Genomic DNA, 21,622 nt, shown 5'->3' on the forward strand with positions numbered 1-21,622 from the left:
TGAGGGTGTCTTCGTCACGCGGCGGACGAGGTGATCCGCGCCAGCGCCTCGATCTTCTGTCGCGCGGCCCCGCTGTCGAGGCTTTCGGCCGCGATCTCGACGCCTGCCTTCAGGCTCGACGCGCGGCCGGCCACCACAAGCGCCGCCGCCGCGTTCAAGAGCACCGCGTCGCGATAGGCCGAGGGCGCCCCGTCGAGAAGCGCGCGGAAGGCGGCGCCGTTCTGGTCCGGCGTGCCGCCGAGAATCGCCTCGAACGGGTGCACGGGCAGGCCGGCGTCCTCGGGGTGGACCTCGAATTCCTCGACGATCCCGTGCCTGAGGGCCGCGACATGGGTGCGCCCGGCGATCGACAGCTCGTCGGTGCCGTCCTCGCCGTGGACCAGCCAGGCCTCGTCCGAGCCCAGCGCTGCCAGCGTCTCGGCCATGGGGCGGATCATGGCGCGCGAAAACGCGCCGGTCAGCTGGCGCGTCACGCCCGCCGGGTTGGTGAGCGGCCCGAGGATGTTGAAGATCGTGCGCGTGCCAAGTTCGGCCCGTGTCGGCATGACATGGGCGATCGCGGGGTGATGCATGGGCGCCATCATGAAGCCGATGCCCACTTCTTTCAGCGCCTTTTCAACGACTTCCGGCCCGACCATCACGTTGACGCCCATCTGCGTCAGGGCATCCGCCGCACCCGATTTCGAGCTGAGGTTGCGGTTGCCGTGCTTGGCCACCGGCACGCCCGCGCCCGCCACGACAAAGGCGGTGGCGGTCGAGATGTTCAGCGTGCCCTTGCCGTCGCCGCCGGTGCCGACGATGTCGATCGCGCCTTCGGGCGCGCGCACCTTGCGGCACTTGGCGCGCATCACGGCCGCCGCGGCGGCGTATTCGCCCACCGTCTCGCCCCGCGTGCGCAGGGTCATCAGGAACCCGCCGATCTGGCTGGGCGTCGCCTCGCCGTCGAACAGGATGGTGAAGGCCGTCTCGGCCTCGTCCCGCGTCAGCGGCCGGTCGACGGCGGCAGCGATGAGGGGCTTCAGCCGGTCGCTCATGCCGGAACCGCCACGAGGTCGAGGAAATTGCGCAGGATCGCGTGGCCGTGTTCGGACCGGATCGATTCAGGGTGGAACTGGACCCCGTGGATCGGTCTTTCGCGATGCGACAGGCCCATGATCGTCCCGTCCTCGAGCCAGGCCGTGATCTCGAGCACCTCGGGAAGTGTTTCGCGTTCCACGATGAGCGAGTGATAGCGCGTGGCCTTCAGCGGCGATGGCAACCCGCGGAACAGGCCGCGGCCTTCGTGGTGGATGGTGCCAAGCTTGCCGTGCACGATCTGGCCCGCGCGCACCACGCGTCCGCCAAACGCCTCGCCGATGGTCTGGTGGCCAAGACAGACGCCCAGAAGCGGCGTCCCCGTCTCGGCGGCGGCCTGGGTCAGCGCCAGGCAGATGCCGGCCTGCGCGGGATCGCAGGGCCCCGGCGACAGCACGATGCCTGCCGGGCGCAGCGCCATCGCCTGCTGCACGTCAAGCGCATCGTTGCGCCGCACAAGCACCTCGGCGCCAAGCTCGCCCAGGTAATGGACGAGGTTGTAGGTAAAGCTGTCGTAGTTATCGATGAGAAGCAGCATCTTGCAGCCTTGAGCGGATTGGGGGCTGGTCCGCCCCCCGGGGTCGGGTATACTTGGTCAGAGGTGCCGCCGGGGGTCAAGGCACCCAAGAGGCAAAAGAACAGGCGGAGAGACCGGGCATGGCACGCGGGTTCGTTTCGGGGACGTTCTGGGGATTCGTGGTCGGGGCGTTCATCTTCCTGACCGCCACGCTGATCGCGGACCGGCAGGACCCGGTCCTGCCGCAGCCCGCCGCCGGGGCCGAGACGACGCCAGCGCCCGACGCCAGCGAATTCGACACCGTGACCGAGCAGGCCGAACCCGAGTTGCCCGCGGCGGAAACCGCGCCCGGCGGGTCGGCCGACATCGCCGAGGCGCCCGCGGTCGCCGCGCCCGCCGCCGAGGCCACGCCAACGCCCGACGAGACGCCGCTTGTCGCCCCCGACACGGCGGCGACGGCGCCCGCCGCCCCCGAACCGCCGACCGAGGCGCCCGCCCCCTTGGTCGCGAGCGCGCCGCAGCCGGTCGAGGCGCCGCACCCCGCCGACGTGCCCGCCCCGGACCAACCGGGCAGCGACGCGCCGCTGGTCGCGGGGCTTCAGGCCCCCGCGCCGCCGGCGCCGCCCGCGCCGGAAGTCCCCGAAGCCTCCGGGGCCGGGACGCCCGCCGAGGGACCCGAAGGGGAGATCGCGGCCCTGCCCCCGACGGTCAGCCCCGAGGCGCCGACAGCCCCGCCCGTTGCCGAGGCCCCGCGCGAGGCGGCGCAGCCCGACCCCTCGGTGGGCGATGCCGCCCCCGAAGGTGGCACGGGAACTTCCCCGGAAACTGCTCCCGAGATGGCACCTGAAGCCGACGCCGCGCCGCCCCCCGAAAGCGATGCGCCGCCGGCCTCGGTGCCTGGCGCCGTCGCCTCGGCCATGCCGGGGCAGCGCGCGGCGCCCCTGCCCGGGATCGCCGGCGACCCCGGGGCCGGTGCGGCCCCGGAGGCGCCCGAGGCCCCCGAGGCGCTGCCCGCCGCCGTCGCCGCCGCCCCCGGTGCGGCCGCCGGTATGGCCCCCGCGCTTGCCGCCTTCAGCACGCCCTTCGAGATCACCGATGACCGCCCCTTGCTGTCGGTCGTGCTGCTTGTGCCCGCGAACTCCGAGGTCGGGGTCGAGACCCTGTCGGCGCTGCCCTTCCCGGCAAGCTATGCGATCGACGCCATCGCCCCCGACGCCGGCGAGACGGCGCGCGCGCTGCGCGCGGCGGGGCGCGAGTTACTGCTGATCCCCAGCCTTCCCGAAGGGGCCACCCCATCGGACGTCGAAGTGGCGCTTCAGGCGAACCTCGCCGCCGTGCCCGAGGCCGTGGCTTTCATCGACGGGCCGGGCGCCAGCTTCCAGTCGGACCGCACCGCCGTGGCGCAGGTCGTGGCGGCGGCAGGCGCGTCCGGGCATGGCCTTGTCACCTTCCCGCGCGGGCTGAACACCGCCCAGCAGATCGCCCGGCGCGACGGGGTGCCCGCCGCGCTGGTCTTCCGCGACATCGACGGCGAGGGCCAAAGCGGCGACGACATCCGCCGCGCGCTGGATCAGGCGGCGTTCCGCGCCCGCCAGGAAGGCGCCGTGATTCTTGTCGGCCGGGCCGAGCCGGCCACGCTCGCCGCGCTGACCGAGTGGGCTCTGGGCAACCGTGCGGCCTCGGTGGCGCTTGCGCCGGCCTCGGCGGCGATTCTTGCGCAGAACTGAGGCCGCGCCGACGCAGACGCCGAAGACCTGTCGCCGGAGGCCGGCGTCCCCGCGCGCGGGTCGTGACCGATCGCCCGGTCCCTTGGCACCGTCGTCGGGCGTGACCTCGGGGATCGGAATGACGGACCGAACGGCCCTGCCCTCGGTCAGAGCGACAGCTTCATGTGGATGATGCGGTCGTCGCCGGCCCCAAAGGCGTCGGGGTCGGTGTAGCGCACGAATCCAAGGCTTTCGTAAAGCGGGATCGCCTCGACATGGCGGTACAGCGCGTCGAGCCAGAGCGCGCCCATCCCCCTTTGGCGGGCCTCGTCGACCACGGCCAGGGCAAGCTTGCGTCCAAGCCCCTGACCACGGGCCGCGTCGCGGACGTACATCCGGTTCACCTCGCCGTCGCCCTCGCCTTTCGGCATCATCATCACCATGCCCACCGGCGTGCCGTCCTGCAGGCCAAGGAAGCATTCGCCGGCAGGCGGAAGGAAATGCTCCGCGAAGGCGCCCAGTTGCCCGGCAATATCCTTCTGCGCGATGTAGGCGTCGATCTCGTCGTGCATGTCGGGATAGCGCGCCCGCAGGACGTCGAAGAACTCCCAGACAAGGGCGCGCACGGACGCGATCTGCTCTGGCGTGCGGACCCTGGTTACCGTGACCGACATGCGCCCCCGCTCAGGTTGTTCCAAGATCCCGCCAGCCGGACGGGCCCCGTGGGGCCCCGGCCACGTCCCCGGTCACGGTCGCGGCAGCACGGGCAGGTCGGCAAGGCACCCCGGTCCGATCCTCAGCCCATGGCGCGCAGGCGCTTGATCAGGCTCGAGGTGTCCCAGCGGCCGCCACCCATCTTCTGCACGTCCTTGTAGAACTGGTCGATGAGCGCCGTCACCGGCAGCGAGGCGCCGGTTTCGTCGGCGGTCGACAGGCAGATGCCAAGGTCCTTGCGCATCCAGTCGACGGCGAAGCCGTGGTCGAACTTGTCGTCGATCATCGTGGCGTGGCGGTTCACCATCTGCCACGACCCCGCCGCGCCGCCCGCGATCACCTCGACCACCGCGCGGCCGTCAAGGCCGGCCTTCTCGGCGAAGTGCAGCCCCTCGGACAGCCCCTGGACAAGGCCCGCGATGCAGATCTGGTTGACCATCTTGGTGAGCTGCCCCGCGCCGCTGTCGCCCAGCCGACGGGCCAGCTTGGCATAGGCCTGCATCACCGGTTCGGCGCGGGCATAGGCCGCCTCGTCGCCGCCGCACATGATGACAAGCTGGCCGTTCTCGGCCCCCGCCTGCCCGCCCGAGACCGGCGCGTCGACGAAGGCGAGGCCGGCCTCGGCCGCCTTGCCGTAAAGTTCGCGCGTGACGGCCGCCGACACCGTGGTGTGGTCGACGAAAACGGCGCCCTTCGCCATGCCGGCGAAGGCGCCGGCGTCGCCCAGGCAGACCGAGCGCAGGTCGTCGTCGTTGCCCACGCAGGCCATCACGAAATCGGCGCCCTTCGCCGCGCCGGCCGGCGTTTCGGCCATCGCGCCGCCGTGCTGGGCGACCCATGCCTTGGCCTTGGCGGCGGTCCGGTTGAAGACGGTGACCTCGTGGCCGGCCTTGGCAAGGTGCCCGGCCATCGGATAGCCCATCACCCCCAGACCCAGAAACGCGACCTTCGCCATGGCTTTCCTCCCCCTGCCAAATCGCCTAAGACCTGCCCCTACCTAACGGCTCGGTTCGGCGCGTCAACTCAGGTTCCATGGCAACGATCTTCCGCTGGCTCTTGCGCCTGTCCACATTGGCGTTCGTCCTCGCCGCACTGTCGGCGGCGGGCCTGTTCTGGTTCGCCACGCGGTCCCTGCCCGACTACGACGAGACGATCGAGGTGGCGCGGCTTGCGGCCCCGGTCGAGATCGTGCGCGACAACGCCAATGTCCCGCACATCTTCGGAGAAAGCGACCGCGACGTCTATTTCGGACTGGGGCTTGTGCATGCACAGGACCGTATGTGGCAGATGCTGATGCTGCGGCGCGTGGCGCAGGGCCGGCTGAGCGAGTTGTTCGGCCCGCGCACGCTTGAGACCGACGACCTCTTGAGGCGGCTCGACCTTTACGGGGCGGCGGCGCAATCGGTCGAGGTGCAGGACGACTACACGAAGGCCGCGCTTCAGGCCTATGCCGACGGGGTCAACGCCTGGCTGGTCGCGGTGAACGCCGGCGCGCGGGGCCGGGGCGCGCCCGAGTTCTGGATCTTCGAACCGACGATCGCCCCCTGGCAGCCCGCCGACAGCCTGGCCGTGGTCAAGCTGATGTCGCTGCGCCTGTCGGACCACGTCGCCAACGAGGTTCTGCGCGCCCGGGTGGCGCTTGCGCTGCCGGGCGAGCGGCTTCTCGACATCCTGCCCGAGGCGCCGGGGCCGGGCATCGCCGCCCTGCCCGACTATGCCGCGCTGCTTCCCGGCATCGACCGGACCCACGCCCTGGCCTGGCCCAAGCGCGCGCAGCCGCCCTTCTGGCCCGCGCCCGAGCGCGGGCTTGCCGGGGCCTCGAACGCCTGGGCAGCGGCGCCCGACCGGTCGGCGGCGGGCGGCACGCTGCTGGCCAACGATCCCCATCTGGGCTTCGCGGCGCCGACGATCTGGTATCTCGCGCGGCTCGAGCTGGCCAGCGGCGGGGTGATCGGGGCCACGATCCCGGGCATGCCGGCAATCGTCATCGGACGCAGCGAACGCATCGGCTGGGGCGTGACCTCGTCCTACCTCGACGACCAGGACGTGTTCATCGAGAAGCTCAACCCCGACAACCCCGAAGAAGTGCTGACCCCCGAGGGCTGGACGCCGGTCACGACGCGCCCGTCGATCATCAACATCGCCGGCCAGGCGCCGGTGACGATCACGCTGCGCTGGTCGGAAAACGGCCCGATCCTGACGGGAAGCCAGTTCGATCTGGGCGCGGTCACGCCGCCCGGCCATGTCGCCGCGCTGGGGTGGACGGCGCTCAGCCCCAACGACACCTCGATGACCGCCTCGCTGCGGCTGATGCGGGCGCAGACGCTGGACGAAGCGCTTGAAGCCTCCGAGCTTTACATCGCTCCCAGCCAGAACCTGACCGTGGTCGACGGCGAACGGATCGCGATGGCGGTGATCGGCGCCATGCCCCGCCGCGACGCGCGCCACCAAAGCCTGGGCCGCGTGCCCGCGCCCGGCTGGCGGGTCGAGAACCGCTGGCAGGGTCGTTTCCCGGCCTCGGACAACCCGCGCTTCGTCGATCCGCCGGGCGGGATCCTGGGCAACACCAACAACAAGACCGTCGACCGCCCCTTCCCCAACCACCTGAGCTTCGATTGGGGCGACAGCCAGCGCGTGTTCCGCTGGCAGTTCCTGATGCAGAACCGCGAGGTGCACACCCGCGAAAGCTTCATCGAGGCGCAACTCGACACCGTCAGCTACACCGCGCGGTCGCTGCTGCCCCTGATCGCGGCCGACCTGTGGTTCACCGGCGAGGCCGCGCCCGAAGGCACGCCCGAGCGCCAGCGCCAGCGCGCGCTTCTGCTGCTGGCGGAATGGAACGGCGAGATGAACGAGCACCTGCCCGAGCCGCTGATCTACGCCGCCTGGATGCGCGCGCTTCAGGATCGGCTGATCCGCGACGAGCTGGGCCCGGTGCTGGCGGCCGAGTTTCCCCATGTCGAGCCCCTGTTTCTGGAACGCGTCTTCCGCGACATCGACGGCGCCTCGGTCTGGTGCGACGTGGTGCAGTCGGCCCCGGTCGAGACCTGCACCGACATCGCCCGCCAGGCGCTGGACGACGCGCTGGTCTGGATCAGCGAGAAGTACGGCGGCGAGCTTGAATCGCTGCGCTGGGGCGACGCGCACGAGGCGCGGCACGACCACGAGGTTCTGGGCGAGATTCCGGTGCTGCGCTGGCTGGTGAATATCCGCCAGTCCACCAGCGGCGGCGACCAGACGCTGATGCGCGGGCGCACCTCGGGCGTCGATCCCGACCCGTTCCTGAACGTGCACGGCGCAGGCTATCGCGGGGTCTACGACTTCGCCGATCCCGACAGTTCGGTCTTCATCATCGCGACCGGGCAGTCGGGCCATCCCCTGTCCCGCCATTACGACGACCTGGGCGAGCTGTGGCGGCGCGGCGAATACATTCCCATGAGCCTTGATCCCGACCTTGCCCGGGCGGCGGCGGTCGGCGTGACGCGGCTGGTGCCGAAAACGGACCCCGAGCCTGTGGGCCAGTAGCATCGCCGCCTCGCGGCCGCAGAGGAACCTTCCGCCATTGCGCGGTTCGGGCTGTAGTATGGCCGCATGAACGCCGAGTCGCATCACGATCAGGGCCGGGACACCATCCTGAGCCATGGCATCCAGACGTCGGACCCCGAGAACCTGTTTCACAGCACCGGGTGGCGCGCCCCCGTGGCGGTGCTGCGCGAAGCGGGTCTGCGCCTGTGGAGCGACGACGCCTTCGGACTGGCCGGCAACGTCGCCTTCCGGGCGCTTCTCGCGGTCTTTCCGTTTCTCATCTTCACAAGTTCGATGGCCGCCTTCATCGGCGACCGGTCGATGGCCGACAACCTGACCGAGTTCCTGATCGCCATCGTCCCGAGCGAACTGGTCGACCCGCTTGTCTCGGAGGTGAAGAAGGTGCTGACCGTCCCGCGCGGCGGCGTTCTGAGCGTCGGCTTCCTGCTGACCATCTGGTTCGCGATGGGGGGCGTGGACGGCGTCAGGGTCGGTCTCAACCGGGCCTACGGCATCCGCGAGACGCGCACGACGCTGACGCTTTTCCTGGTGCAGGTGGCCGTGGTGGTCGTCGCCGCCCTGGCGCTTGTGGTGGTCGGCTACCTTCTGGTTCTGGCCCCGCGCGTGGGATCGCTGCTGCACCGTCTGATGCCGGACTTCGACCCGGCCTCGGTGACCATCGGTCTCATCCGGTATCCGTCGGCGGCGGTCATCCTGATGGCCGCGCTCTTTGTCGCGCATGTCTTCCTGCCGGCACGGCGCACCGCCTTCGCGCATATCTGGCCCGGGGTGCTGTTCACGCTGGCCCTCTGGACCATCCTTGCGACGGTCTTCTCCTATTACCTGCGCAGCTTCGCGGTCTACGCCAGCTACTATGCGGGCCTCGCCGGGATCGTCGCGACCCTCTATTTCCTCTATCTCGGGGCGCTGATCCTGATCTTCGGGGGCGAATTCAACCGCGCGCTGCGGATCCGCCATCTTGCCCGCGCGCTAAGCCCGGGGAGCGGGCCGCACTGAGCTTGGGCGCGGGCCATGGCACCTCCGGCCAGGGCGGTGGCCCGTGGCGCCGGCGCCGGCGTCATTTGACCTTCGTCGCGCAACGATCCGCCGTGTGGGGCGTATCGGCAAGCCCGGGGAAACGATGACCGTGACGGACCAGCGCGGCCCAACGCGCCGAAACTTAACGATATTTATCCGCGCGCGCCGAACCCCCGGGGGGAAGGGCATGTTCTTGCTTGAAATTTCCCCGCCGTTCACGCATTCTTGCTGCCCTGTGTAGTCCGTAACCGCCGCGACGTGCGGCAAGGGGGAAATCATTATGAAGACGACAATTATTGCTACGGCTTTCGTGGCAGCGCTGGCCGCTCCGGCCGCCGCGTCCACGGTCCTGGATTTCACGACCAGCGGAATCGGCACCGGCAACACCACGGGGTCCGCCGCCAACAGAACCTACGAGATCACCGGGTCGGGCACGCTGACCGACGCCACGCACAAGACCAATGTTGGCTGCACCGGTGAAGCCTGGGAGTTCACGTGCGATGCGGTCGACAATCGCTTCGACGTGGGCTTCGGCGTGCAGGGCGGTGGAAACGACAACGAAGTCGACGGCATGCGCAACGGGGTCAACAAGAACGAATACGTCCAGGTCAAGTTCGGCGGCCTCGTCAAGATCCTGGGTTTTGCCGGGATGCTGACCTACGACGACAGCCAAAGCGATGGCACCGAGACGGTGGTCCTTGAATACTCCAAGGACGGTGGCGCGACGTTCTCGTCGGTCTTCGCCAGCGCGATCAACGACGACAACGACCCGTATGGCACCGGCACTGACAACAACCTGTTCAACACGGTCGGCCTTGCCTTTGCCAAGGACCTGTCGCTTCTGGCCGATGTCGTGCGGTTCCGGGCGGGCGGGGTCAGCCCGTACGACGACGGCAACGCCAACATCACGGCGGCCGGCCTCGAGGTCGGCGTGGTTCCGGTGCCGGCGGCGCTTCCGCTTCTGCTGGCCGGTGTGGGCGCCCTTGGCTGGGCCTCGCGGCGCAAGCGGCAGCTTGCGGGCTGATCCGCGCAGCCACCTGAAAAGATCCAGAGGCCGGGCCCTGCCCGGCCTCTTTCTTTTTCGGCAGCGACACGTCGCCTGGCCCTCTCCGCCGCAGGGATCGCCCCCATTCCGCGCTGCCTACTGGTGGGGCCCGACCGGCGCCGGGTTCCTGCACAACCACCCCACCCGCTTCCGCCGGCCGCCATAAGACGTTTTTTCGGGTGGCGACAGCGTCTTGACCCGTGTCGTGATTCTGGCAGGCTATGAATATTTTACCGTAGAGCTCATTCCGGCGATCGTCCCATGTGAATTCGTGCACGGAGTTTTCCAAGTGACAGCGAACGAAAACACCAAAAAACACTATGATCTTACCGCAGCTCAGTACGACAAGACGCTCGGCAACGACAAGGTTGTCGAGCACACGAGGGCACTGGAACTGCTTGTCCCCAGATATTTCTCGGAGGCGTCGTCAGTCCTCGACATCGGAACCGGGACGGGCCGCGCGCTTGAATGGCTTTCCAGCCATTTCAGTGAACGCAAGGCCAAAGTGGACCTTACGGGGGTCGAGCCGTCCACGGCACTTGCAGAGATCGCGCGCAAGAAAGTGCCGAGTGCGAAAATTGTCGAAGGGAGCGGAGAGTCGCTTCCTTTCGCGGAGGGCTCCTTCGACCTCGTAACGATCACAGGTGTCCTTCACCACGTCGAGTTCCCAAAGCAGGTCCTGACCGAAGCATTTCGCGTGAGCCGGTTCGGCGTATTGATAAGCGATCACAACAACTTTTCCTTTGGGTCGAGAGGTGCGCGAAAACTGCGGCTTGGCCTCTATGCAGCCAATCTGCTTTCGGCGTTCACCTACGTCAGGCTGGGTTTCAGACGCCAAGGCTACTCCGAAGGAGATGGCTGGTGGTATCCGTATTCGCTGCTCAACGATTTCGACGTGATCTCGAAGAATTCGGAACAATACGCCATCGTTCCAACGCGAAGACCGAATTCGGGACTTGGCAACTTCATGTTGTCCAACTCGCACATTGCTGTCGCCTGCATCAAGAAGACGGCATGAGTCTCGACGGTTGATCGTCGCGTTTCAAGAGCGGCACGTTTCTTGCAAGATACCTCTGCGCGGGGTGGCAGCCCCCTACCCCGTGACCGCCCGCGTGACCCAGAGCCCGCCCATGGCGGCAAGCGTGGTCAGGACCGTGCCCCAGGTCAGGTCAACCGCGACCATCTCCCAGGTCCAGTCCCTGAGGGTGGCGTAGTTGGTGAACTCGTAGGTGCCATAGGCCGCGGCCCCCAGAAGCGCCGCGTTCAGCGCGACCTTGCCCGAAGGGCCGGTGGCGAGCGCCGGGATCGTCACCAGCCACAGCAGGACCCCGACGTAGAACAGGTAGAAGGCCGCCGCTGGGGCCAGGCGGATCGGCTCGACCAGCGCCTCGCCCAGGTGCCGCTGGAAGAGCGGCTTCATCACCGTCGACAGCATCACCGCGTCGAGGACGAGAAAGATCACCGCCGTCGAGGCGTAAAGGATCGCGATCTGCATGGGCACGTCTCCTAAAGACGGAGATATGCGGCGCGCTGGCGCGGCGTCCAGTGCACGGTCAGGCGGTGGCCCGCGTCGGTCTGCGCCTCGTCCTCGACCACGCCCTGCTCGTAAAGCCAGGCGCGCTGGCGGCCGGCGGCGAAAGGCACCACGATCGTCTCGGTCACGCGGGCCTCGTCCAGCGCCTCGGTCACGGCCTCAAGCAGCGCGGGCAGGCCCTCGCCCGTCAGCGCCGATCCGGTGAAGACGCCCTCGGTGCGCGCCGCGCGCGCCTCGACCGCGGCGCGGGCCTCGGGGTCGAGAAGGTCGACCTTGTTCCACAGTTCGATCTTCGGCGTGTCCTCGGCGACGCCCAGTTCGGCCAGCACCGTCTCGACGTCCTCGGCCTGAAGATCGGTTTCGGCATGGGCGATGTCACGCACATGCACGATGACATCGGCGGCCAGAACCTCTTCCAGCGTGGCGCGGAAGGCCGCGACAAGCTGGGTCGGCAGGTCCGAGATGAAGCCCACCGTGTCCGACAGGATCACGTCGCGCCCGGTCGACAGGCGGACCGCGCGCATCGTCGGGTCAAGCGTGGCGAACAGCATGTCCTTCGCCAGCACCTCGGCCCCTGTCAGGCGGTTGAACAGCGTGGACTTGCCCGCGTTCGTATAGCCCACCAGCGCGACCACCGGATAGGGCACCTTGGCGCGCGCGGCGCGGTGCAGGGCGCGCGTCTTGACCACCTTCGACAACTGCTTCCTGAGCCGCACAAGCTGGTCGTCGATGGCGCGGCGGTCGGCCTCGATCTGGGTTTCGCCGGGGCCGCCGACGAAGCCAAGGCCGCCGCGCTGGCGTTCGAGGTGGGTCCAGGCGCGGACAAGGCGCGTGCGCTGATAGCTCAGCGCCGCCATCTCGACCTGAAGCGCGCCCTCGCGGGTGCGCGCGCGGTCGGCGAAGATCTCGAGGATGAGAGAGGTGCGGTCGAGAAGCTTGACCTTCCATTCGCGCTCGAGGTTGCGCTGCTGGACCGGGGTGACGGGGCCGTCGATCAGCACCAACCCGATCTCGTCGGCCTTCAGGCGCTGGCCGATCTCCTCGATCTTGCCCGACCCGAACAGCGTGCCGGGCTGGGCGCGCGGCAGGCGCACGACCTCGGCGCCCACGACGTCAAGTCCCGGCAGAGCCACGGCAAGCGACACGGCCTCGTCCAGTGCCGCTGCGGGCTCGCGCCGCGCGGGTTCGGTGCGGATATCGGGGTGCAGCACGAGGGCGCGCATGGCCCCCGTCGCGGCCTCGTCCACGGTCAGTCTTCGCCTTCGTAAAGGCTGATCGGCTGCGATGGCATGATGGTCGAGATCGCGTGCTTGTAGACAAGCTGGGACTGGCCGTCACGGCGCAGCAGCACGCAGAAGTTGTCGAACCAGGTGATGACGCCCTGCAATTTGACGCCGTTGATCAGGAAAATCGTGACCGGGACCTTGGTCTTCCGGACATGGTTCAGGAAGGCGTCCTGCAAATTCTGACGGTCGGATGCCATGAAGTTCTAGCCCTTTTTCTTTCTTGTTGCCCCGCGCCAGGGCCATTCTCAAACGTCCGGATATCAGTATGTAGCGGAGCGAAAGGAGATTCCAGACCAAAAATCAGATCGTTACGCAATTACACACGCTTACGTTGCATCAGCTGCGCCAGAAGGTGGGATTCATCAGCGCGATGATCGCCAGCGTCTCGAGCCGCCCGATCACCATCGCGGCGGTGAAGATCAGCTTGGCGGCGGGGCTGAGGATCAGCAGATCGATGGGTGTTTCCATCGCGATCTGGGTCAGGGGCCCGGTCGTCGACAGCGCGGCGACGGTCAGCACCAGGGCCTCTTCGAAACGAAGGCCCGTCAGGCTGAGCGCCGTCGTCACCGCGCAGATCGACAGCGCGAACAGCATGAAGAAGATCCAGGCCGAATAGGCGCCCTGACGGCGGATATGGCGCGCGCGCTGCCCCGAGCCGCCCACCGACGAGGGCTGCACGAGCTTTTCCATTTCGCGCTGGCCATGCTTGTAAAGCGCGTAAAGCCGGAACAGCTTGACCCCGCCCGCGGTCGTGGCGATGCCGCCGCCGAAGACCGCCAGACCCATCAGCACCAGCCCCGGCGTCTGCAGGCCCGACCACAGCTGCGCCTCGTCCCAGCCGGCGCTTCGGAAGCCCGTCGTGGTCAGGAACGACAGCGCCGTGAAGAACCCGCCCCACAGACCGAAAAGACCATCGGCCAGCCCGACGTCGTCGCCCGCCGCGAAGACCCAGTGGCGCAGGAACAGAAGCACCGGCACCGCCGCGACGATGGCAAGGCCGATGCGCAGTTCGGGGTCGGTCCAGACGCTGCGCAGGCCTTCGGGCCGCTCCCACTTCGAGAAGGTCACGCGCGACAGGGCGAAGACGAGAAACAGAAGCATCATCCCCTCGCCCAGCACGCCCGAGGTGCTGCCCGCAAGCCCACCCACCGGCGAGATGCCCGAGGTCGACAGGATCGCCATCGCATGGGCCAGCGCCACCAGCGGCGGATCCCCCGCCGACAGAAGCAGGATCCACAACAGCAGCGTGAGCCCGGCGTAGACCGGGAAAAGCAGGACGGCGAACTTGCGCAGCCGCACCGAGGTGTCGGCCACCCCCCGGATCTGCGAGGCCGGCAGCGCCCCCTGCCCGATCTCGGAACTCGACCCGACCTCGAAGCCGCCAAGGTTCAGCGGCGCGAAGACCGCCACGGCCGTGACCCAGACGAAGAAGCCCCCCATCCAGCCGACCTGCGCGCGCCAAAGGTGCAGCGACGGCTGAAGCCGCCCGCGCTCGAAGAAGCTGGCGCCGGTGGTGGTGAAGCTTGACACCATCTCGACGTAGGCGCTGAGGAAGTCGGTGTTTCCGATCGCCTCGTAAAGCGGGAAGGCCAGCATCAGCGGAAGCAGCGTGTAGGCCGCCAGAAGCGACAGCAGGTGGCTTCGTCCCTGGCGGCGCACGACGCGGTTCGCGGTGGCCACCGCGATCATCGCGAACAGGACCAGGAAGATCAGGCTGGAATACAGGAAGATCCGCGCCGTGGGCAGGTCGCGGACCAGATAGGCATGGACCGAGACCGGCAGCATCGACAGCGCGCCGATCCCCATCAGGAGGACGATGAACGGCAGGCCTGCGAACCAGGCGCGCATCAGAAGAAGTCGATCGAGACCTGGAAGAGGCGCTCGACCTCGGGGACGTCGGCGGCCAGCGAGAAGACGACGATCACGTCGCCCTCGTCGATGCGGGTGCCGCCGGTCGGGCGCACCACCTTGCCCCCCTTCTGGACCGCCGCAACCAGCACGCCTTCGGGAAAGTCGATGTCGCGGATCGCCTGGCCCGCGATGGGCGAGGTCGACAGGACCTGCGCCTCGATCACCTCGGCCTCGCCGTCGCCGATCGAATAGACGCCGCGCACGCGCCCGTGCCGGATGTGGCGCAGGATCGAACTGACGGTGGTGGCGCGCGGATTGATGTAGGCGTCGACGTTCAGCGGCTCCATCAGCGGCAGAAGCGTGGGATCGTTGACCAGCGCGATCGCCATCTTGCAGCCTGCCGATTTCGCCCGTACCGAGGCCAGAAGATTGGTCTTGTCGTCGTCGGTCACCGCAAGGATCGCATCGGCGCGGTCGATCCCGGCTTCGGACAGAAGCTCCATGTCCAGCCCGTCGCCGTGCAGCACGACCGTGCGTTCAAGCGCGTCGGCAGCGCGTTCGGCGGCGGCGCGGCTTTTCTCGATCACCTTCGAGCGCACGCGCTCGGCCCGGCCTTCCAGCGCGCGGGCGACCGCCAGACCCACGTTGCCGCCCCCAAGGATCACGATCCGCTCCTGCCGGGTGAAGGGCTTGCCGAAGATCTCGAGCGTGCGGGCGGTGTCGTCGACATGGGTCGAGACATAGATCTGGTCGCCGTCGTAAAGCTGGTCGCCCGGTTCGGGCGCGAAAAGGTTTCCGGCCCGGCGCACCCCCACGACGATCGCCCGCAGGGTCGAGAACAGGTCTGTCAGCTGCCGCAGCGGCGTGTTCAGCACCGGGCAGTCCTCGTCCAGCTGGATGCCCAGAAGCTGGACCTGGCCCTCGAGGAACATCTCGGTGTCGAAGGCGGTCGGCGCGGCCAGCCGGCGCAGCGCGGCCTCGGCCACCTCGCGCTCGGGGCTGATCACGACGTCGATCGGCAGGTGATCGCGGCGGTAGAGGTCGGAATAGATCGCCGTCAGGTAGCTTTGCGCCCTGAGCCGCGCGATCTTGCGCGGCACGGCAAAGACAGAGTGGGCCACCTGGCAGGTGACCATGTTGACCTCGTCGGAATGGGTGGCGGCGATGACCATGTCGGCGTCGCGCGCGCCCGCCCGCTCGAGCACGTCGGGATAGCTTGCGAAGCCCGCGATCCCCTGCACGTCCAGCGTATCGGTGGCCCGGCGCACCAGATCGGCGTTGCTGTCGACCACGGTGACATCGTTGCGTTCGCCCGAGAGCTGCCGGGCGATCTGCCAGCCGACCTGCCCTGCTCCGCAGATGATGACCTTCATGACTGCCCCGGTCGCCGCCTCGTGAGGCGCTCAGAAGTGGCAGAAGCCCCGGTCCGCGTCAATTGCGGGTCAGGTTCCGGCCCGGTCCGCTGGTGCGCTCCGGCGACGTGACGTCAGGGCCGGCGGCCTGCACGCGGGCCTAGGCAGAGCGCGACCGATCGACTTAAGGTTCTGAAGAAAAAGGCGCCCGGACACATCCGGGCCATACATGCACGATGGGGGACGACATGACGACGAGGACCGAGGGCCCTGGCGCCTTCAAGGGCACCGTGGCAGCGGACGGGACGGCGCCGGCGGGGGGACCCTCCGGCGCGCTTCTGTCGCCCGACCTGATCGACGCCCTGCGTGGCGCCGGCACCCCCCAGACCCTTCAGCGGGGCGAGGTGCTGGTCACCGAAGGCTCGGCGGCGGATGCCTTCTTCATCGTCCTCAACGGGCGGTTCATCGTCTTTCACGGCGCGCGCCCCATCGCCGAGATCGCCGCCGGCGAACCGATCGGCGAGATCGCGTTCTTCGCGGGCGGCAGCCGCACCGCGACGGTGACGGCCGGACGCGCCGGACAGGTCCTGCGGATCACCCGCGACAGCTATCGCGCGCTCTGCGACAGGGTGCCGGGCCTGCCCGAGGCGGTGATCGCGGCGCTTGCCGAACGCCTGCGCCGCAGCGTGCCGGCGACCGCCAGCCTGAAACCCCGTCCGGGCGACGTGATCGGCATCCTGCCGGCGGGCGGCGGGCGGCTTGATCCCGCGTTCCTCGCCGCGCTCGGCGACGAGCTTGGCCGCGACGGGTCGGTGGTGACGCTGAGCCCCGACGAGGTGGGCGCGGCCATGGACGGCGGGCTGGGCGCGCGCCTTGCCGAGCGTGGGCTGGCGGGCCGCACGGTGGTCCTGTCCTGCGCCGACCCTTCGGCCGAACCCGAGGCCGCGCGCCGGGTGTTCGACACCGCCGACACCGTGCTTCTGGTGCTTGACCGGCGGCACGGCGGGGCGGCGCCCGGTCCCTCGGCGCTCGAGGCCGAGATCGCCGCGACCTTCCTGCCGCAAAGTGTGCACCTTGCGCTGCTGCACGCGCCGGGCACGACGCGTCTTGACGGCACCGCGCAGGCGCTCGAGGGGCGCGCCCCGGGGATTCACCACCACGTCGGCATGGACAACGCCGCCGACATCGCGCGGCTTTCGCGGTTCCTGCGGGGGCGGGCCTTCGGCGCGGTCTTCGGCGGCGGCGGAGCCTTCGGCACCGCGCATCTGGCCCTTGTGAAGGCGCTTGCCGAACATGGCGTCACCATCGACATGGTGGGCGGCGCCAGCGTCGGCGCGGCCATGGGCGGCGCGGTGGCCATGGGCCTTGGTCCCGACGAGGTGCTGGACCGCTGCGACGACATCTTCGTGCGGTCGCGCGCGATGAAGCGGCTGACCGTGCCGAAACACTCGATCCTCGACCCGCGCTACTTCGACGACCAGTTGCGCCGCCACTACGGCGAAATCGCGATCGAGGACCTGCCGATCCCGTATTATGCCGTCTCGACCAGCCTGACGCGCAACGACCTTGCCGTGCTTCGGCGCGGGGCGCTGTGGCGGGCGGTGCGGGCGTCCAGCTCGATCCCGGCGGTGTTCCCGCCACTGGTCGCCCCCGACGGCGAGGTCTTCATCGACGGCGCCTATATCGACAACGTGCCGGTCGAGACGATGCGCGGCCTGAAGCCCGGGCCGAACCTTGTGCTGAGCCTCGAGGGCAAGCGCGACTGGCGCGTGATGTCCGACTACGACGCCCTTCCCGGGCGCGGCCGCGCCCTTGCCGGCGCGCTTCTGGGGCCGCTGGTCAAGCGGGTGCGCTTTCCCGGGATCTCGTCGATCATGACGCGCAGCATGATCGTGAACTCGGAACGCCGGCTGGCGAACATCGACCCCGGGTCGGACATCTTCGTGCCGGTCAGCCCCCTGCCCGGAATGGGCTTTCTGGACTGGACCAGGGGGCGGCGGCTCTACGAGGCGACCTATGCGCGGGCCTCGGCCGCGCTTGCCGCCGAGGCGGACGCCGGCGCGACGGGCCTGGACCTGCTGCGCCGGGCCGCGGCGCGCCTGTCGGCGCCCGAGGCGGCCGGCTGACCGGCGTCAGACCGCGCGCGCCTGCATCGGCCCCTCGTCCTGATCGGCATCGTCCTCGTCGCTGAACTGGGCGACGCGCGCACCTGAACGCGTCGTCGTCACTACGTTCAGCGACTTGAGCTTGCGGTGCAGCGCCGAGCGCTCCATGCCCACGAAGGTCGCCGTGCGCGAGATGTTGCCGCCAAACCGGTTGATCTGGGTCAGCAGGTACTCGCGCTCGAACAGCTCGCGCGCCTCGCGCAGCGGCAGCATGGCGACGCTTGCGGCCAGCACCATGCGCTCGCCCTCGCCATCCTCGCCGCCCCGGCCCGGCTGGGGCAGTTCGGCGGCCGTGATATCTCCGCGCTCGGCCCCCAGGATCAGCACCCGCTCGACCACGTTCTTCAACTGCCGCACGTTTCCGGGCCAAGGCATGGTCTGCAAAAGCGCGACCGCCTCGTCGCTGAGGCGCCGCAGCGGCAGGCCCTGCGTGCGGTTGAAATCGGCGATGAAATGCTCGGCAAGCTCGGGAATGTCCTCAAGCCGCTCTTCGAGGCCCGGCACGCGGATCGGCACGACGTTCAGGCGGTGGAACAGCTCGCGCCGAAAGGTGCCGGCATCGACCTCGGCCTCGAGATCCCGGTTCGTCGACGAGATCACGCGGAGGTCCACGTGCACTTTGTCCGACCCGCCGACGCGCTGGAACTGCTGGTCGGTCAGCACGCGCAGGATCTTCGACTGGGTGCCCAGCGGCATGTCGCCGACTTCGTCGAAGAAGATGACGCCGCCATGGGCCTGTTCCAGAAGCCCCGGTTCGATCCCGCGTTCGGCGCTTTCGCGGCCGAACAGCACTTCTTCCATGCGGTCGGGCTCGACGCTGGCCGAATTGACGCTGACGAAGGGGCCCGAGGCGCGGTTCGAATTCGCGTGGACATAGCGCGCGGCGATTTCCTTGCCCGACCCGGCCGGCCCCGAGAACATCACCCGGCCGTTCGAATTCGTCACCTTGTCGAGTTGCGCCCGCAGCGCCCGCATCGCGGCGCCGTTCCCGATCATGTCGGCCGCGGTGACGTCCTTGCGCCGCAGTTCGATGTTCTCGCGCCGCAGACGCGACGTCTCCATCGCGCGGCCGATCACCACCATGAGCTGGTCGATGTTGAAGGGCTTTTCGATGAAGTCGTAGGCCCCCTGCTTGATCGCGGCGACGGCGATCTCGATGTTGCCGTGGCCCGAGATGATGATCACCGGCACTTCGGGCGTCTCGCGCTTGACCTTCTTGAGGATGTCGATCCCGTCGAGCTTCGAGTCCTTCAGCCAGATGTCGAGGATCATCAGCGACGGAAGCTCGCGCTCGAGTTCGGCCACGCAGTCCTCGGAGGTGCCGGCCAGCCGCACCGTGTAGCCTTCGTCGCGCAGGATGTCCCCGATCAGTTCCCGGATGTCGCGCTCGTCGTCCACGATCAGAATATCGCCCATGAATACAACCTCCTATTCGGCGACCTTCACGTCGCCCGTTTGGCCGCCCGCCTGTGCAAGCGGCAGCAAGATCTCGGCCCGTGCGCCGATCTGGCCCGAGACGTCGAGCGGCTCGGCATCGGCAAGGGTGAGGGTTCCGTCATGCTCTTCGATGATCTTCTTCACGATGGGCAGGCCAAGGCCGGTGCCCTTCTCGCGGGTGGTCACGTAGGGCTCGAACAGGCGGGCGCGATCCTCGGGCAGGCCGATCCCGTTGTCCGAGATGAGGATCCGCGCCTGGTCGCCGTCGACCGTCAGCGCGACGCTGATGCGTCCTGAATGGCCGGCGGGGGCGCCTTTTTCCCGCAGCGTTTCAATGGCCTCGCCGGCGTTCTTGATCAGGTTCGTCAGGGCCTGGCCGATCATCGTCGCGTCGATGTCGCAGAAGACCGGCCCTTCGGGCAGGTCCACGGCGATCGCGATGTCCTCCTGCGCGGCGTCCTGCAACACGACGGCGTCGCGCACCAGCGTCACAAGGTTCTCGGTCCGCCGCGTCGGCTGGGGCATGCGCGCGAACTTCGAGAATTCGTCGACGATCCGCCGCAGATCCCCGGTCTGGCGCACGATCACGTCGGTGTACTGGTCGAGAAGCTCGGCCTCGTCGCCGGCCGAGGCGCGGAACTTGCGCTTGATCCGCTCGGCCGACAGCTGGATCGGGGTCAGCGGGTTCTTGATCTCGTGCGCGATGCGGCGGGCGACGTCGCCCCAGGCCGCCATGCGCTGCGCCGAGACAAGGTCCGAGACATCGTCGAAGGCGATCACGTAGCCCTCGAGATTGCCCGCCTCGTTGCGGCGGGTCGAGATGCGCACCAGCAGCGTTTCCTGCGCGCCGTTGCGGATCAGCCTGACCTCTTCCTGCGCCGTCTCGCGGCCGCTGTCGCGCAGACGGTCGAAGACCGGCAGGAATTCGGGTGCGGCGCGGCCCAGAGGGAGCTCGGCGGGAAGCTCGGAGGACAGCTCGGTCGAAATCGCCGCGCCTTCCGCCGCGACCGTGCCAAGCAGGGTCGCGGCAGAGCGGTTGATGAAGCTGACGTTGCCGCGATCGTCAAGGCCGATGACGCCCGCCGTCACCGAGGACAGCACCGAATCGAACAGCCGCCGGCGCCGTTCGATCTGGCGGTTGGTCTGCAAAAGCGCGTCGCGCTGGCCCTTGAGCTGCCGCGTCATCTGGTTGAAGACCCGGCCCAGCATGGCGATCTCGTCGTCGCCCGTCTCTTCCGGCACGCGCACGTCCAGATCGCCCGCGCCCACCCGCTGCGCCGCGCCGGCCAGCCGCCCCACCGGCCGCGACAGGCGTTCGGCGAACCACAGGCCCAGCCAGATCGCGGCAAGGATCAGGATGACGGCGAAGCCGAGGTAGAGAAGGCCGAACTCGAACACGAGGCGCCCGCGTTCGCTTTCAAGCTGGGTGTAAAGCCGCGCGGTTTCCTGGGCGTCGTCAAGCAGCGTCAGGATGCGCAGGTCGACGTCGCGGCTGACATAGAGATAGCGGTCGGGATAGGCGGCCAGCGCCACCAGGCCGCGGAATTCGCCGACGTCCAGATCCTCGATCACCACGGTTCCGGCGCGGGCGGCCTCGATGTCGGCGGCCGCGGGCATTTCGTAGGAAAAGAGGTAGGACCGGTCGCCGCGGGCGCGGATCTGGCCCACGCCGTTGATGACGTAGGCCTCGGACAGGCCGCGCTGGACCAGGGGCTGGGCCTGGCTCAGAAGCTGGCGCAGTTCGCCCTCGCCGATGAAGGGATTGGCGCGGCGCGCGGCGTCGAGATAGTCGGCCAGAGTCTCGACATCGGCGACAAGGTCGCTGCGCTGGTCTTCGCGATAGGCTTCGGCGGCCGAGATCGACGCCCCCACCACCTGCCGGACGCGGTCCGAGAACCATCCTTCCAGACCGACATTGATCGTGAGCCCCGCGAAGATCGCGACCATGACCGTGGGGACAAGCGCGATGGCCGCGAAGACCCCGGTAAGGCGCAGGTGCAGGCGCGAGCCGGCCGATTTCGCCCGCCGCGCCGCGATCATCGTGGCGATGCGCCCCATCACCAGCGCGGCCACCACCAGCACATAGACAAGGTCGGCAAGCAGCACGAGACGCAGTTCGAGCGCCGACGCCCCGGCGTCGAGCGGCCCAAGCACAAGGAACGTGGCAAGCGCGAGAAGCGGCCCGAGGATGACCACGCCAAGCGTCGCCCAGTTCTGGAACCGGCGCTGACGCCGAAGGCGCGCAACCCGCTCGAGCGTTGCCTGTCGAACGCGTCCCGTCACGGGGACACTCCTACCTGATGCGCAGCAAGACCGCCGCGACCGCCATATCGGGTGGCTTCTGGTCCGCTGCGGCGGATCGGCCACTCTCCTGTTGC

17 protein-coding genes are annotated in these 21,622 nt (G+C 68.8%); 6 read left to right on the top strand and 11 right to left on the bottom strand.

All coding sequences use genetic code 11. From position 1 onward, the window contains the following. Positions 1 to 14 precede the first annotated feature (14 nt). Positions 15 to 1,034 carry an anthranilate phosphoribosyltransferase gene (gene trpD, locus ACRDNQ_RS13555; protein WP_431829226.1) on the bottom strand — a complete coding sequence of 340 codons (1,020 nt, stop codon included), beginning with the start codon at positions 1,032 to 1,034 and terminating at the stop codon, positions 15 to 17. Continuing rightward, positions 1,031 to 1,612 (bottom strand): anthranilate synthase component II, encoded by a 582-nt coding sequence (locus ACRDNQ_RS13560; RefSeq protein WP_431829227.1) that lies wholly within the window; start codon positions 1,610 to 1,612, stop codon positions 1,031 to 1,033. The genes trpD and ACRDNQ_RS13560 overlap by 4 nt, the downstream gene beginning before the upstream one ends. Positions 1,613 to 1,731: 119 nt before the next feature. Here ACRDNQ_RS13560 and ACRDNQ_RS13565 point away from each other — a divergent pair, with 119 nt between their 5' ends. Further along, positions 1,732 to 3,318 carry a divergent polysaccharide deacetylase family protein gene (locus ACRDNQ_RS13565; RefSeq protein WP_431829228.1) on the top strand — a complete coding sequence of 529 codons (1,587 nt, stop codon included), beginning with the start codon at positions 1,732 to 1,734 and terminating at the stop codon, positions 3,316 to 3,318. Between the two features lie 146 nt (positions 3,319 to 3,464). Here the strand turns inward: ACRDNQ_RS13565 and ACRDNQ_RS13570 are convergent, their stop codons facing one another. Beyond that, positions 3,465 to 3,971: a GNAT family N-acetyltransferase gene (locus ACRDNQ_RS13570; protein WP_431829229.1), complete on the bottom strand. Its 507-nt coding sequence runs from the start codon at positions 3,969 to 3,971 to the stop codon at positions 3,465 to 3,467. A 122-nt stretch (positions 3,972 to 4,093) separates the two neighbouring features. Further along, entirely contained in the window at positions 4,094 to 4,966 is an 873-nt protein-coding gene (locus ACRDNQ_RS13575) for an NAD(P)-dependent oxidoreductase (protein WP_431829230.1), read from the bottom strand. Positions 4,967 to 5,043: 77 nt separating this feature from the next. On the opposite strand from ACRDNQ_RS13575, the gene ACRDNQ_RS13580 reads away from it, so the two are divergent. The 4 genes from ACRDNQ_RS13580 (at position 5,044) to ACRDNQ_RS13595 (ending at position 10,637) form a co-directional block, all read left to right on the top strand. Next, positions 5,044 to 7,536 carry a penicillin acylase family protein gene (locus tag ACRDNQ_RS13580; protein WP_431829231.1) on the top strand — a complete coding sequence of 831 codons (2,493 nt, stop codon included), beginning with the start codon at positions 5,044 to 5,046 and terminating at the stop codon, positions 7,534 to 7,536. A 66-nt stretch (positions 7,537 to 7,602) separates the two neighbouring features. Continuing rightward, positions 7,603 to 8,553 carry a YihY/virulence factor BrkB family protein gene (locus ACRDNQ_RS13585; protein ID WP_431829232.1) on the top strand — a complete coding sequence of 317 codons (951 nt, stop codon included), beginning with the start codon at positions 7,603 to 7,605 and terminating at the stop codon, positions 8,551 to 8,553. Between the two features lie 301 nt (positions 8,554 to 8,854). Further along, positions 8,855 to 9,598, top strand: a complete 744-nt coding sequence (locus ACRDNQ_RS13590) for a VPLPA-CTERM sorting domain-containing protein (RefSeq protein WP_431829233.1) — start codon at positions 8,855 to 8,857, stop codon at positions 9,596 to 9,598. 214 nt (positions 9,599 to 9,812) lie between these two features. Next, complete coding sequence (locus ACRDNQ_RS13595; protein WP_431829234.1) at positions 9,813 to 10,637, top strand: class I SAM-dependent methyltransferase; 825 nt, start codon at positions 9,813 to 9,815, stop codon at positions 10,635 to 10,637. A gap of 75 nt (positions 10,638 to 10,712) precedes the next feature. Here ACRDNQ_RS13595 and ACRDNQ_RS13600 read toward each other — a convergent pair whose 3' ends face one another. The 5 genes from ACRDNQ_RS13600 to trkA all read right to left on the bottom strand — a co-directional run bounded on the left by ACRDNQ_RS13600 (position 10,713) and on the right by trkA (position 15,663). Beyond that, a complete protein-coding gene (locus ACRDNQ_RS13600; protein ID WP_431829235.1) occupies positions 10,713 to 11,114 on the bottom strand; it encodes a DUF2177 family protein in 402 nt (133 codons plus the stop codon). An 11-nt stretch (positions 11,115 to 11,125) separates the two neighbouring features. Further along, on the bottom strand, positions 11,126 to 12,376 hold the full coding sequence (gene hflX / locus ACRDNQ_RS13605) for a GTPase HflX (protein WP_431829793.1): 1,251 nt from the start codon (positions 12,374 to 12,376) through the stop codon (positions 11,126 to 11,128). A gap of 26 nt (positions 12,377 to 12,402) precedes the next feature. Then, positions 12,403 to 12,636: an RNA chaperone Hfq gene (gene hfq, locus ACRDNQ_RS13610; RefSeq protein WP_086053174.1), complete on the bottom strand. Its 234-nt coding sequence runs from the start codon at positions 12,634 to 12,636 to the stop codon at positions 12,403 to 12,405. 139 nt (positions 12,637 to 12,775) lie between these two features. After that, positions 12,776 to 14,287 (bottom strand): TrkH family potassium uptake protein, encoded by a 1,512-nt coding sequence (locus tag ACRDNQ_RS13615; protein WP_431829236.1) that lies wholly within the window; start codon positions 14,285 to 14,287, stop codon positions 12,776 to 12,778. Then, the gene (gene trkA, locus ACRDNQ_RS13620) at positions 14,287 to 15,663 is read right to left on the bottom strand and encodes a Trk system potassium transporter TrkA (RefSeq protein ID WP_431829237.1); all 1,377 of its coding nucleotides are present in this window, start codon (positions 15,661 to 15,663) and stop codon (positions 14,287 to 14,289) included. Before trkA ends, ACRDNQ_RS13615 begins: the two co-directional genes overlap by 1 nt. A gap of 227 nt (positions 15,664 to 15,890) precedes the next feature. Here trkA and ACRDNQ_RS13625 point away from each other — a divergent pair, with 227 nt between their 5' ends. After that, positions 15,891 to 17,768 carry a patatin-like phospholipase family protein gene (locus ACRDNQ_RS13625; protein ID WP_431829238.1) on the top strand — a complete coding sequence of 626 codons (1,878 nt, stop codon included), beginning with the start codon at positions 15,891 to 15,893 and terminating at the stop codon, positions 17,766 to 17,768. Positions 17,769 to 17,774: 6 nt separating this feature from the next. Here ACRDNQ_RS13625 and ntrX read toward each other — a convergent pair whose 3' ends face one another. Next, a complete protein-coding gene (gene ntrX / locus ACRDNQ_RS13630) occupies positions 17,775 to 19,223 on the bottom strand; it encodes a nitrogen assimilation response regulator NtrX (protein WP_431829239.1) in 1,449 nt (482 codons plus the stop codon). A 12-nt stretch (positions 19,224 to 19,235) separates the two neighbouring features. Next, positions 19,236 to 21,527 carry a sensor histidine kinase NtrY-like gene (locus tag ACRDNQ_RS13635; protein ID WP_431829240.1) on the bottom strand — a complete coding sequence of 764 codons (2,292 nt, stop codon included), beginning with the start codon at positions 21,525 to 21,527 and terminating at the stop codon, positions 19,236 to 19,238. Between the last annotated feature and the right edge of the window lie 95 nt (positions 21,528 to 21,622).

The sequence above is a fragment of the Saliniferula longa genome, assembly GCF_050789285.1.
Taxonomy (GTDB): Bacteria; Pseudomonadota; Alphaproteobacteria; order Rhodobacterales; family Rhodobacteraceae; genus CAVPWP01.

Excerpts from the sequence above, each read along its gene's own strand:
- ACRDNQ_RS13615 (WP_431829236.1), bottom strand. The coding sequence starts at position 14,287 with ATGCGCGCCTGGTTCGCAGGCCTGCCGTTCATCGTCCTCCTGATGGGG.
- ACRDNQ_RS13585 (WP_431829232.1), top strand. The coding sequence starts at position 7,603 with ATGAACGCCGAGTCGCATCACGATCAGGGCCGGGACACCATCCTGAGC.
- ACRDNQ_RS13565 (WP_431829228.1), top strand. The coding sequence starts at position 1,732 with ATGGCACGCGGGTTCGTTTCGGGGACGTTCTGGGGATTCGTGGTCGGG.
- ACRDNQ_RS13560 (WP_431829227.1), bottom strand. The coding sequence starts at position 1,612 with ATGCTGCTTCTCATCGATAACTACGACAGCTTTACCTACAACCTCGTC.
- ACRDNQ_RS13590 (WP_431829233.1), top strand. The coding sequence starts at position 8,855 with ATGAAGACGACAATTATTGCTACGGCTTTCGTGGCAGCGCTGGCCGCT.
- ACRDNQ_RS13580 (WP_431829231.1), top strand. The coding sequence starts at position 5,044 with ATGGCAACGATCTTCCGCTGGCTCTTGCGCCTGTCCACATTGGCGTTC.
- hfq (WP_086053174.1), bottom strand. The coding sequence starts at position 12,636 with ATGGCATCCGACCGTCAGAATTTGCAGGACGCCTTCCTGAACCATGTC.
- hflX (WP_431829793.1), bottom strand. The coding sequence starts at position 12,376 with ATGCGCGCCCTCGTGCTGCACCCCGATATCCGCACCGAACCCGCGCGG.
- ntrX (WP_431829239.1), bottom strand. The coding sequence starts at position 19,223 with ATGGGCGATATTCTGATCGTGGACGACGAGCGCGACATCCGGGAACTG.
- ACRDNQ_RS13625 (WP_431829238.1), top strand. The coding sequence starts at position 15,891 with ATGACGACGAGGACCGAGGGCCCTGGCGCCTTCAAGGGCACCGTGGCA.
- trkA (WP_431829237.1), bottom strand. The coding sequence starts at position 15,663 with ATGAAGGTCATCATCTGCGGAGCAGGGCAGGTCGGCTGGCAGATCGCC.
- ACRDNQ_RS13570 (WP_431829229.1), bottom strand. The coding sequence starts at position 3,971 with ATGTCGGTCACGGTAACCAGGGTCCGCACGCCAGAGCAGATCGCGTCC.
- trpD (WP_431829226.1), bottom strand. The coding sequence starts at position 1,034 with ATGAGCGACCGGCTGAAGCCCCTCATCGCTGCCGCCGTCGACCGGCCG.
- ACRDNQ_RS13575 (WP_431829230.1), bottom strand. The coding sequence starts at position 4,966 with ATGGCGAAGGTCGCGTTTCTGGGTCTGGGGGTGATGGGCTATCCGATG.
- ACRDNQ_RS13600 (WP_431829235.1), bottom strand. The coding sequence starts at position 11,114 with ATGCAGATCGCGATCCTTTACGCCTCGACGGCGGTGATCTTTCTCGTC.